The sequence below is a fragment of the Burkholderia sp. MSHR3999 genome (assembly GCF_000833595.1).
Taxonomy (GTDB): Bacteria; Pseudomonadota; Gammaproteobacteria; order Burkholderiales; family Burkholderiaceae; genus Burkholderia; species Burkholderia ubonensis.
On record NZ_JRFO01000005.1, the window covers coordinates 546,133 to 558,423 of the forward strand.

9 protein-coding genes are annotated in these 12,291 nt (G+C 65.5%); all 9 read right to left on the reverse strand.

Going from position 1 to position 12,291, the window contains the following annotated elements; all coding sequences use genetic code 11:
- Positions 1-55: 55 nt before the first annotated feature.
- On the reverse strand, positions 56-337 hold the full coding sequence (locus KY49_RS16070; protein WP_042585595.1) for a hypothetical protein: 282 nt from the start codon (positions 335-337) through the stop codon (positions 56-58).
- Between the two features lie 118 nt (positions 338-455).
- The gene (locus KY49_RS16075; RefSeq protein WP_042585596.1) at positions 456-770 is read right to left on the reverse strand and encodes a hypothetical protein; all 315 of its coding nucleotides are present in this window, start codon (positions 768-770) and stop codon (positions 456-458) included.
- 90 nt (positions 771-860) lie between these two features.
- Complete coding sequence (locus KY49_RS16080) at positions 861-2,996, reverse strand: peptidase domain-containing ABC transporter (RefSeq protein ID WP_042585597.1); 2,136 nt, start codon at positions 2,994-2,996, stop codon at positions 861-863.
- Between the two features lie 71 nt (positions 2,997-3,067).
- Positions 3,068-4,327, reverse strand: coding sequence for an HlyD family secretion protein (locus tag KY49_RS16085; RefSeq protein WP_042585598.1), 1,260 nt, complete (start codon positions 4,325-4,327; stop codon positions 3,068-3,070).
- Positions 4,328-4,362: 35 nt separating this feature from the next.
- Positions 4,363-5,715: a TolC family outer membrane protein gene (locus KY49_RS16090; protein WP_231636437.1), complete on the reverse strand. Its 1,353-nt coding sequence runs from the start codon at positions 5,713-5,715 to the stop codon at positions 4,363-4,365.
- A gap of 125 nt (positions 5,716-5,840) precedes the next feature.
- On the reverse strand, positions 5,841-6,566 hold the full coding sequence (locus KY49_RS16095) for a response regulator transcription factor (RefSeq protein WP_143136353.1): 726 nt from the start codon (positions 6,564-6,566) through the stop codon (positions 5,841-5,843).
- Positions 6,567-6,740: 174 nt separating this feature from the next.
- Positions 6,741-10,580, reverse strand: a complete 3,840-nt coding sequence (locus tag KY49_RS16100) for an ATP-binding protein (RefSeq protein WP_197083583.1) — start codon at positions 10,578-10,580, stop codon at positions 6,741-6,743.
- Positions 10,469-11,095, reverse strand: a complete 627-nt coding sequence (locus tag KY49_RS16105) for a response regulator transcription factor (protein WP_042585601.1) — start codon at positions 11,093-11,095, stop codon at positions 10,469-10,471. Before KY49_RS16105 ends, KY49_RS16100 begins: the two co-directional genes overlap by 112 nt.
- A gap of 370 nt (positions 11,096-11,465) precedes the next feature.
- Positions 11,466-12,212: an EAL domain-containing protein gene (locus KY49_RS16110; protein WP_042585861.1), complete on the reverse strand. Its 747-nt coding sequence runs from the start codon at positions 12,210-12,212 to the stop codon at positions 11,466-11,468.
- Between the last annotated feature and the right edge of the window lie 79 nt (positions 12,213-12,291).

The window sequence follows — 12,291 nt, forward strand, 5'->3', positions numbered from 1 at the left end:
CCCCTCGCGTTCATGTGCCGCGGCGCGAGGGGAGCGAGACGAACAGATCGGAGGATCAGCGACGCGCGAGCGACATCAGGCCCGCGCCGATACCGCCGGCGATGCCGCTGGCGATGCCGCCGGCGAGCAGCATGCCGCCGACGACCAGCGCCACGGCAACCTTGCCGAAGGTGTCACCCATTCCGACCGCGCCGCCCGTCAATTCCGGCGCCTCCCTCACGGTAAGGTCCGTGTTCGGCGCCGGTCGGAACATCGCCAGGATCGAGCCGGTCGTGAGATCCGACCAGCTCCACGCGCCCGCGACGTTCGCTGTTTCCATATGGTTGAGTTCGCGCATTTTCAGCTCCTTCGTTAGCGTCGGATCGTACGGACTCCGACGTTGTGAAACGGATCCGCCTCGCCCCGGCACGTGGCGTGCAACGCTCGCGCCATGCGAGACGAGGCGGTCGCGGGATTTACTTCAGTGCCGGATAGGTCGGATCGAGCAGGCTGTTCATGTTCTCGTTGAACCACGAGGCCGTCGGTGCCCAGTCGTTCATCAGACCGTAAATTGCCCCGCCCACGAGGCCGACGATCGCACCGGCGATTGCACCGACGCCGGCCGAAATGATGCCGGCGCCCACGATGCCGCCCGTGCTGCCGCCCGTCACGCCGCCCTTGAAGAAGCCGGTGGAGAAGCCCGTGAGCGCACCGAGAAAGCTAGCCCCAATACTCGACCAGAAACCTGCGCCAGCAACGTGGTCCAGTTCCATCGTGGTCAGTTCACGCATTGAAATACCCCTTTTTAGATAGTGGATTGGCGAACAAACAAAAGCCGGTTCGCCGACGGCTCGATTCGTTATCGGGCTCGTCGCGACGCGTCACGCAGTCGCTATTGCCACCGGCACGAACGTCGCGCGCCCGTTTTCCAGCAGCAAGGCCCGCTCCGCACTGCGGATGGTTTCGGGACGGTGGGCGATCAGAATGCGCGTGATCGGCATCGCGCTGACGGCCTCGTTGATCGCGAGTTCGCGTGCGACGTCGAGATGGCTCGTGGCCTCGTCCAGCACCAGAATGTCGGGACGCCGATACAGCGCGCGCGCGAGCAGCACGCGCTGGCACTGGCCGCCCGACAGGGACGATCCCATGTCGCCCACCAGGCTCTGATAGCCCATCGGCATCGCGGCGATGTCGTCGTGGATCTGCGCGAGCCGCGCCGCCTCCTCGATCCGCGCGAGATCCGGGTCGAGATCGAAGAAACAGATGTTGTCCGCGATCGAGCCCGCGAAGAGGATGTCGTCCTGCATCACGCAGCCGATGCGATCGCGGTAGTGCTGCAAGCCGAGGTGGCGAATGTCGACGCCGTCCACCGCGATCGTGCCTTCATGCGGATCGAGCAGCCCCAGCAGCAGCTTGGCCAGCGTGGTCTTTCCTTGTCCCGACGGACCGATGATGGCGACCGACTCGCCGGCGGCAATGTCGAACGAGCAACCGTCGAGCACCCACGGTTCGCCTTCGGCGTAGCGATAGCGCAAATTGCGAACGGAGATGGCCGGCGGCGCTTCGCGCTGCGTGCTCGGCATGTGCGCGATGCTCCCTTCCATGTCGGCCTCCACTTCCGTCAGCACGATATCGGCCAGGCGTTCGCCGTGCAGCCGCAGCATGCGGAATTCGATCAGCGCGTCGATCAGGCCGGAACCGCGGCCGACGAACTGGTCCGCGAAGCTGATGTAGGCCACCAGCATGCCGGCCGAGAAACTGCCCTCGATGACCTGCCGCGCGGCGAGCCAGATGAGCGCCACCCGGCCCAGGCTCGAGACCAGCCCATGAACGGCGGAAAAGCCGATGGACAAGCGCTGGATCACGATGCCCTTGTTGGCGGTCTCGACCATGGTATTGGCATAGATCGCCACGCGCTCGTCCTGCTTGTTGGCGAGCTTGATCGCCTGAACGCCGCGAATCGACTCCAGCAGTTGGGTCTGGGTGCGTGCCGCGTAGACGATCTGGTCTTCGTTGGCTTGCCGGAACGGCCGGTAGGCGAGCGCGCGCAGCAGCGCGTATACGACGAACAGCGCGATCACGAACCACGTCAGCGTGCGGTTGTAGAAGAACAGCATGCCCAACGTGACGACGGCCATCACGCCGTCGAGCAACGTGCCGACGAAACGCGACGTGAGCGTATTCTGGATCGTGCCCACCGCGCCGAAGCGCGACACGACGTCGCCGATATGGCGCTGCTCGAAATACGTCATCGGCAGCCGCAACAGATGCGCGCAGACGTTGGCGCTCCACTGCACGCTGAGCAGGCTCGAAAACCACGTCACGACCCACGAGCGCAGCGCCGTGATCGCAGTCTGGAACAGCGCAACCATCGCGAAGCCGATGCCCAGCATCGCGAGAAGATCGCGATCAGACGAAACCAGCACGTGATCCATCACCCACTGCATGTAGAACGGCATCAGGATGCCGAACAATTCCAGCGCGACGGACAGGGTCAGCACCTGGACGAACGCCGAGCGCACGCCGAGCACGCTGCCGATCAGCTGCAGCATCGAAATCGATTCGCGCTCGCGCTTGCGTTCGAACCCGGCGGTCGGCAGCAATTCCAGCGCGACGCCGGTGAAGCAGCGCGACACTTCGTCCATCGGCACCTTGCGTGCGCCGCGCGCGGGGTCGTGAATGACGACGTGGTCGCGCTCGACGCGCTTGAGCACCACGAAGTGACTCATCTCCCAATGGAGAATGCAGGGGCGACGCAACTGGCCGAGTTCGTCCAGCTCGAGCCGCAGCGCGCGCGACGCCAGCCCGAGGCGCTGCGCGATGCGCATCACGTCGCCGAGCGTCGCGCCCTTGAGCGACGTATTGAAGCGCTGGCGCAGATGCATCATGTCGATGTCGTGGCCGAAGTATCCCGCCACCATTCCCACGCACGCGAGCCCGCATTCGGCCGCTTGCGTCTGCAGGATCACCGGCAGCCGGCGTCCCCAGCCAAAGCGCAAGGCATTCAGAATACTCATCGTTCGGATTTCAGTGTCGGCATGCGCGCCGCGAGCGGAGCGGCAAGCCGATGGTTCTCAACAGTTCGGTTTCAGGCGCTGACACGACGGCCAAGCGCGTAAATCGGTTCCAGCACCCATTCGATCAGCGTGCGCCGGTCGAGCAGGAGATCGGCATCCAGCGCCATGCCGGGGCGCAACCGCTCCGTGCGGTCATAGACCGCGATGTCCTGCCGGTCCAGCGTGACGGTCAGCCGGTAGTGCTGCTCCTGCACGTTGGGTTGGCCGGTCAACGTCGCGACTTCCTGCGGAGACAGCGCACTGCGTGAAATGCCCGACACCCGGCCATATTGCTGGCCGAACTTCTGGTATGGGTACGCCTCATAGCGCAGCACCACGGTCTGTCCCGGATGAATGAAGCCGATGGCGCGGCTCGGCACCATGAGCTGCGCTTCGAGCCTGCCGTCGGCGGGCAGCACGGACGCCGCGGTCTGGCCGGCATTGATGATCTGGCCGACCTTGAACAGGATCGCCCCCACCACGCCGTCGGCCGGCGCACGCAACACGACGGAGCGGCGCGCTTCGTTCTCGACGATGGCCTGTTCGGTTTCAGCCAGCTTGCGCCCCATCTCGTTGCGCTGCTGCCGCGCATTCAGCGGCTGCTCGCGCAATTGCTGGCGCGCCTGGATCAACTGCCCCTGCACGTCGAGCTGCGCACGCACCGAATCCTGCAGGCGGGCCTCGGCGTCGAGGACGCTGGCTTCCTGCTGATCGACCTGCGAATTCGACGCATAGCCTTGGGTTCGCATCATCGACAGCTTCTCGAGCTGGCTTCGGGCGAGTTCCACCTGACGCACGCGGTGCGTGTGCTGCATTTGAAGCTCGCGCAACTGGCGCTCCAATGTCGCCGCGCGATCCTTCAACCCGCGGATCGCTTCCTCGGCCAGCACCGTCTGGCCGCTCAGATCGCTGCGGAGTCGTTCGCGCTGCGTCTCGAGTTGCGTACGCACCATTTCGCGGGCGTCGCCCAACGAAGTCGCCACTTCGGCCGACACCGTGATCAACGGATCGCCCGCGCGCACGCGCTGGCCTTCGCGGACTTCGATCCTTTCGACCGTGCCGGTGACCGGCGGACTGACGTTGAGCACGCCGGCGCTGGGGACGAGCTGCCCCATCACGCGTTCGCGCTTCGTGTAAGTGCCGAGCACCATGAACGCCGCGACGGACACGGCGATCACCGCCACGATGGCAATGAGCAACCAGCGATACGGCGGCGAGTACAGCGCGACCGTGCCGATCAGCTTGCCCTTGCTCGCGTCCAGCGCTTCGGGGCGAAACAGTGAATCAGACATGACAATCCATCAATGAAACCCTGGTCGGCGTGCGCCTAGCCAACGGTCAAACATCCAAATTCGTTCAGGTCGTCCTGAGCGATCGTGCCGAGCACGGCCGACAATTTCAGCCGCGCGGTGATATAGCGGAAGCGCGCATCGGCGAGGTCCCGCACCGCCTCGAAATACTTCTGCTGCGCCGTCAGCTCGTCGACGTTGGTGCGCAACCCGACCTCGCGGCCGTAACGCGTCGACTCGACGCGGCTGTGCGCGGACCCCACCGCACGCTGCTGCGCCTTGAGCTTGGCCGCGCCGTTGACGATGCCGAGGAAGGCAGCCCGCGCATCCTGGCGTGCGCGCCGGCGCGCGTCCTCGAGCTGATCGCCGCGCTGCGCGCGGCGGCTGTACGCTTCGCGGGACGTAGCCACCGCCCCGCCGCCCGAGAACAACGGGATCGTCACGGTGATGCCGATCATCGACGATCGCGTCTTCGACGTCGTGCCGAACAGCTCGTCGAGCGCATTGCCGCTCTGCGCACGACTCCAGTTGCCGCCATAGCTGCCCTGCAGGTTCACCACCGGCAAATGGTTCGCGCGCGCCGTCGTCACGTCGGCCTGCGCCTCGTCGAGCTGGAACGCGGCTGCGCGGACTTCGAGATTGCCCTGTTCCGCGCGCGCAAGTATCGGCTCCAGTTCTGTCATCGCAGGCGGCTGACGGCATACGCCGGCGAGCGGCTCGATGTCGGCCGCCCGCAATCCGGTCAGCCGCTCATAGGCGCCGCTGGCGACCTCGAGATCGTTGACCGCGCCGATCTCGCGCGCCTGCGCGTCGTCGTAATTGGCTTGCGCCTCGTCGACGTCGGTCCGCGTGCCCTCGCCGATCTTCAGCGCGAGGCGCGCCCGCTCGAGCTGCTGACCGAAGGTCTCCTTGGCCGCACGCGTGGCCTGCAGCACCTCGCGCTCGTACAGAATCTCGAAGAATGCATCCGAGACGTTGCTCACGAGTTGCTGCTGCGCGCTGGCCAGCTCCACCTCCGCGCCGTTCGCCTGCGCGGCGCCGCGCTGGTAGTCGGCATAGCGGCCGAGGTCGAACAGCGGCTGCGTCAGCGTGATCGCGTAGGAGTGGCGCCGCACGCCGGCCGCGTACGACGCGCTCGGCTGATCCTGGCGCGTATACGAGCCTTCGAGCTGCACCTTCGGCAGCAGCCCGGCGAATCCTTCCCAGCGCTTCTGCGCACCGGCACGCTCGCCGTGACGCGCGGCCGAAATCGCGGCGTCGAACGCACTCGCCGCCGTCACCGCCTGCGCCAGCGTCGTCGCATGCGCGGCCGGCGCCGAGACGGCGCACGCCAGCCCGAGCAACGTCCACGAGCCGGATAGCAGGACGCGCGAGATGGCGGTGATGCTCACGCCGGCCCCTGCAGCAGGCCAGACACGCAGTCTGAATGACGCTGCCCGCCGTGGAAATCTCAATTCGTCCAATTCTTCGGATGCCGATGTTCCGCTTCTCGGTGTCGCGGTGTTCGGGGTCGCTTTCATGTCAATCCGTTTTCGGTCGCGTAGCGGATCAGGTCCGCCGTGGAATGAACGCCGAGCTTGCGCATCGCGGTGGATTTCTGCGATGAAATGGTGCTGACCGATCGCCGGTATTGCAGCGCAATCTCCGACAACGACAGCCCGTTCGCGGTCAGACGCACGACGTCCAGTTCCTTTTGCGTCAGATTGCTATCGCACATGTGCGTCGATCTGCCGTCCTCCATGCGTTTTCGCATCGCCGGCGACACATGGTGCGTCGCGCCCGCGTGGACCTGCATGCAGGCCCGGATGATTTCGTGCGCCGAATCGTTCTTGCCGACCAGTGCTCGCGCGCCGAGCTGCATCGCCTTCGTCAGGATCGCCGCGTTGCTTTGCGCGGTCAGGACGATCAAGCCGCTGTGCGGCGCCACCGCGCGCACGGCGCGCAGCAGGGCCAGCCCATCGTACGAACCGCCTGGCGCGGGCATCGTGAGATCGGTCAGCACCAGATGCGTCGGGTCGCGAGCCAACGCGGCAAGGAGTTCTCGCCCGCTGTTGCACACGTGTCGCAATTGCAGCAGCGGCTGATGTTCGACGAGCAGCTTGATCGAGTGCAGGATGATCGGATGATCGTCGGCAATCGATAACGTGATGCTTGTCATGTGAGATCCGGATGAGTGAACGTGTGAGTCATGCCACCGGCCAATATTGGCCCGGCACGCAATGAGCGGCTGTTCCGCATGCACGTCGATGCATGCGCAGGTACTGAATCGCTCGGACGTTATTCTTGTCGTCCGGCCCGTCGCGCGCGATAGGCGGCATCAGAAGAATCGACGACGTTTTTCAGAGCGCGGCATCGGAATTTTCCTGGGCGTTGCCGCCGCAGCGTGACGGCGGTGGCGTGCGCGGCGCAGGTTCGTTCATGCAACGGCGTCTTGCGGCAGCCCGCGCAAATGCGTGTGCAAGACGGTGCAACGCGCGATCACGCACTCGGCCTGGGCAGCCGAGGCCGCCATGTCGGCCTCCTGCAGGCGCTGCTCCAGTTGGACGCACGCGTGTTCGAGCTCGACGTCTCCCACGATCTGGGCACTGCCCTTGATACGGTGCGCAGTGTCGCGCGCGGTGACGACGTCGCCGCCGGCGAGCGCGTGTTGCAACGCCTGAATATCGGCATCGTTGCTCCGCACGAGGATCTCGATCAGGGCATCGCGGGCGTCGGCGTCGTTGCCGGCGATCGCAAACAGCGTGCCGTCCGCGGCATGCGCTGGCGCGTCGGAGGTCGGATCTTCGTTCGCGCCGCGCAGGTGGGCGTCGAATGCATGCGCCAGGTCCGCCAGGCTGATCGGCTTGGCCAGGAAGGCGGTCATGCCCGCGGACAATGCCTGTTCGCGCGCGTCGGCGCGCGCGTCGGCACTGCATCCGAAGATCGGCAGATCGCGCCACCGTTCGTCCGCTCGCACCGCGGCGGCAAACGCATAGCCGTTCATGCGCGACATCGAGCAATCGGTCAGGATCACATCCACCGTATGCCGTTCCAGCATGTCGAGCGCCTGCTCGCCGTCGCCGGCCTCGACCGTTTCCCCGAAACCCAGCGCATGCAGCTGGCGCACCAGCAGCATGCGGTTCGGCGCGTGGTCGTCGACCACGAGCGCGCGCAACTTGCGCGCCCAATCTCGCGATATCGGCAGCGCCGCCGGCCTTGCATCGACCGACGACGCCCGCATCAGCGGCACCGAAACGCGGATCTGCGTGCCTTCGCCGAACTCGCTCTCGAGAACGATCCGGCCGCGCATCTGGGCAACCAGCGTACGGCAGATCCACAGCCCGAGACCCGAGCCGCCGATGTCGATACCGGCGCCCGCGACCTGCTCGAACGGCTGAAACAGCCGAGCCTGGTCTTCCGCGCGAATTCCGGTTCCGGTGTCGCGCACGACGATCTCGAGCGTCCCGTCGGAATCGGTACGGGATCGCCAGCGCAGGCTCAGGCCGATGCTGCCGCGATCGGTGAACTTCAGCGCATTGCCCAGCAGATTGCCGATCACCTGGCGTATCCGCAGTCCGTCCATGTGCAAGGTCGGCGGCACGCCGGGATCGATCTCCACGTTCAGCGCCAGGCCTTTTTCCGCGCAAAGCCGCCGATAGATCGACAACATCCGCTCGACACAGCTCGCCACGCGGGTCGGCCGAGGGTCGAGCTGAAGCTGCCCCGACTCCGCCCGGGATGTGTCGAGCAAATCGTCGATCAGGCGCAGCAGCGATTGCGCGGTTTCGCGCACCATCCGAATCGTGTCCCGGTTCGGCACGCCGGGCAGGCCGAGCTCCAGTTCGAGCAAGCCGAGGATCGCATTCATCGGCGTGCGAATTTCGTGGCTGACCGTCGCGAGAAATGCGCTCTTGGCCCGATTCGCGGTCTCCGCGTCGTGCATTGCCTGCTTCAGCGCACGTTCGGTCTGCTTGCGAAGCGTGATGTCTATCCAGCCGCCCAATACGGCGCCGGCGCTCCCGCTCGAACACCGCAGCGGTATCGTCCAGACGAACAGGTCCGAATCGCCGCCGCTGCCCGGCAAGGTTCTGTCGGCGAATTGCGCCTGCCGCTCCGTCAGCGTGGCCCGATACAGTTCGTCGAGCATCGCGTTCAATGCCTGTTGTCGGCCGGTCGGTGCGGGCAACACGTCGGCGCCGCCGAGCGCGTCACGCGGCAACCCGTAGGCGTCGGCGAACGATGCATTGCAACTGACGACGCGTCCGTCCGCTTGCCGGAGATAGACCGCAAAGGGCAGCGCGTTGATCAACGCGTCCTGCAATGCGATCCGCTCGCGCAGCGCGCGCGCACGGTGTCGCTGTCGGTAGCGCACGACGCCGAGCACGCACGCGCTCAGGCCCAGCGCGGCGGACAGCGCCGCGAGCGCCTTGACGATTTGCCGCCGCTGCACGGAGGACCAGCCGGAAATCACGCTGGTCGGGCGATATTGCATCCGGTCGCGCCGCAAGGCATCGAGATCCTCCGGCGGCGTTGCCCGAAGCACCTTGTCGAGAATGCCGAGCAGCGTCTCGTTGTCGCGCCGCACCGCCATCGCAATGTCGGTCACCGACGCGTTGACCGTCGTCACCGCCTTCACCTGCCCGGCGAGCCCGTCCTGCGCGATGAAATAGTTGGCGGTGGTGCACGGCAAGGAAATCGCATCGACGCTGCCGTCGACGAGCATGCGGAACAGCGTCGGAATATCGCGCGCCTCGACGAATGTCGGCTCACCGGCGAGCGGCGCCGGATCGAAACGCTGAAACCCGCGCGTCCCGGGCATGATGCCGATACGCTTGCCGCCGAGATGGGCGGTGCTGGTGACCGCGCCATCGTCCGCCCGCACCAGGATGACCCAGAGCGCCTGCGCGTACGGCGCGGTCGACGTCATCCAGTTCTCGCGCACCTCGCCGATCGCGACGTTCGGCAGCAAGTCGACCCGGCCGTCGGCGAGCGCCGCAAGGCCTTCCCGCCGCGTGCCGAACGATACGGACTCGAAGGTCAGGCCGGTGCGTTCGCCGATGAGGTTCATGACGTCGACGCCCAGGCCCGTGACGTCCCCGCGACCGCTCTCGACGAACATGTAGGGCGGCAAGTCGATCGCGCTCGCATAGCGGATGGTGGGATGCGCGTCGACGTACTGACGCTCTTCCTCGGTCAGCACGAGGTCTCGACGGATCTTGACGTGATTCGCCGAGCCGAACCAGCGCCGCTGTATTTCGTTAATCGTACCAATCGGAACGGCCCGCAACGCCGCGTTGATGCGGCTGATCAGGCGCGTATCCGCGGCGCGTGCGACGAACACGAACGGCGGTGCGTCCACGTCGGCGAAATGGGTGCTGGACAGCGGCAACTGCAATTGGTCGATCAGGTAATTGACTTCGGTCGCCTGACCGATGAATGCGTCCGCCGCGCCGTAGGCCACCGCTTGCAGTGCGGCGAGCGTCGTCGGATAGGCGGTGATCTTTTCGTGCCGGTAACGGGCGCGCAAGGCCGTATCGCCGAAATCCTCGTCCGTCACGGCGTAGTGTTCCGACGGCGCCGCCGCGGCTTCCGTCCGGGCTTTCGCGCCGATCGGACGCACTTCGACGCGCCGGTCCGTGAAGTACGGCTTCGACCGAAGCAATTGCCGGTCGGGATCCATCCGAATGCCGCCGATGAGATCGACCGAACCGCTTGTCAATGCGGCGCGAGCCTGTGCGCGCGTCTCGAACATCCAGATCTCGAAGCGGAACTCGCCGGTTTGCTGGATGGTGTAGAGATAATCCGCGGTAATGCCTTCGTACAGGTCGCGATCGCGATACAGGTTGAACGGCACGCCGCCGTCGCGCACCACGGCAACCCGCACGAACCTCGGCGCCTGCGACGAGGTCCGATCGCGCGGCTGCGCACGCTGACGCAGATCGACATCCGCGATGCTTTGCAACTGCAGCTTGTGCGGTGGTTTTTCCGGCTTCCCGGCGTCCGCGCGCGCGCCTGGCGACGCGAAACTCAGGGCGATCAGCAGCATGGCCGCATGGCGGCGCCCGGCATGGCCCATCTTCGACCCCATGCAGGATGACATCGTATTCATGTCGACGAGGCTCGCCTTCGCCGTTGGTCCGCGACGCGGCGTGTCGCGAATCGTTTTCAGATCAGGCCGTTCCTTCTCGCGTAATCGGCCAGGCCGACGACCGACGACACGCCGAGCTTCTCGAATATGTTGGATTTGTACGTACTGACCGTCTTGTTGCTGATGCACAGATCCTCGCCGATCTGCCGGTTCGACGATCCGCGCGCGAGCCCGCGCAGCACCGTCAGCTCGCGGTCCGTCAGCCCACCGGTCCTGTTGGCGGATTGCCGCGTCCGATCGTGGTAAAGCGCCGAAACGGCCTCGGCCGGAAAAAACAGGTAACCGGACAGGATGGTCTTGACCGCGATGAGCATCTGCGCGATGTCGTTTCGCTTGCTGAGAAAGCCGTTGGCGCCGGCCTTGCTCGCCCGCACCGAATAGATTCCTTCGTCCATCGCGGAAAAAATCAGGACCCTGGTTTTCAACCCCTCCGCCCGGATCCGCTTCAGCAAACGCAGACCGTCGCCGCCCGGAATCTCGATGTCGAGAATGGCCAGCTCAATGGGATGCTCGCGCAGGAGCGTCAACGCATCGTTCGCGTTGGCCGCTTCATGAAGTTGCCCGGCCTCCTGCGTCCTGGACAACACGGTTCGGATTGCCAAGCGAATGGCGGGATGATCATCGACAACCAGAATGCCGGACATCGCGGTTCCTCGGTGCGTATGCGACCATGACCGACGGCATGCATCTCCTGTGTACCGGAGCAAACCGACGACATGTCATGAATGAAAAAAGCGTGCGTCGAAGAAGCGGCCCGTGAGCTGCAACGCACGTCGATCGCCGCTCACGCCCGGATGCCCGGGCGCGCGCGATGCGCGCGTTTCCCGTCGAAAACGCCGGGCCGAGCACACACGAAACGCCAGGCGCCTGATTCGGCGCACCGTCCCGACAAGCGACGAAATCGCGCGACGCACCCACGTCGCCTGTCAGGATTCGACTGTACAGATCGCCGGTTCGTCGCTAAATCAAAATTCTTAGAAATTTCGCCGAGGTCGGCGCGGCGCACGCGCCGCGTCAGAACGGCGACTCGCGCAGATTCAGCTGCGACAGCGCTCTCGGGTTCACGCATTCGCGCCAGACTTCGGCGCGCATCGGCTTGAACAGGTAAGCGCCCTGCAGTTCGATATCTCGATATCGGCGCAGCAGTTCGAACTGGCGCCCGTTTTCGACGCCTGACACGGTCAACGTGAGACCCAGATCGTGCGCGAGCCGCGAGACGCTCGACAATATCGCCTCGGCGGTCGGCGAACCGGGCAATCGCTCGGTGAACGCTTCGCCGAATTTGACGCCCGTGACGGGCAGCACCATCAACGTCGACATCGCCGTGTGATGGGCCCCGAAATCGCCGAGCACGATGCCGTAACCTTTCTGCCTCAACCGCTTCAGGCGGTCGAGGAGACGGGGCGATTCCTCCGGCGTCGACATTTCCGGCACTTCGAACGTCAACTGGCTACTCGAGATATCGAGTTCCGCAATCGATTGCGCGAGCTGCTCGAATACGCTTTCGGCGCCCAATTGGGCGCCCGAGAGCCGCATCGACAGCGCCGACACGCCGGCGCCCTCCTGCTTCCAGCGCGCGAGTTGCCGGCACGCCTCGCCAACCGCGTGGCCGGCGATCCGGGGCGATGCGCCCAATCGGTCCGCGACGGCGTACACGACGCGCTGAGGCAACAGCCCCCAATCCGGATGATCCCATCGTATCGTCGCGTCGGCGCCGGTCACGGCCCCGGAACGAATCGAAACGATCGGCTGATAATCCATGACGAACTCTCCGACCTCGAACGCCCGCTCGAGATCGGCCTCATCCAACGGCAGTCCGTTTTCGTGTTCCCGGGCAAAG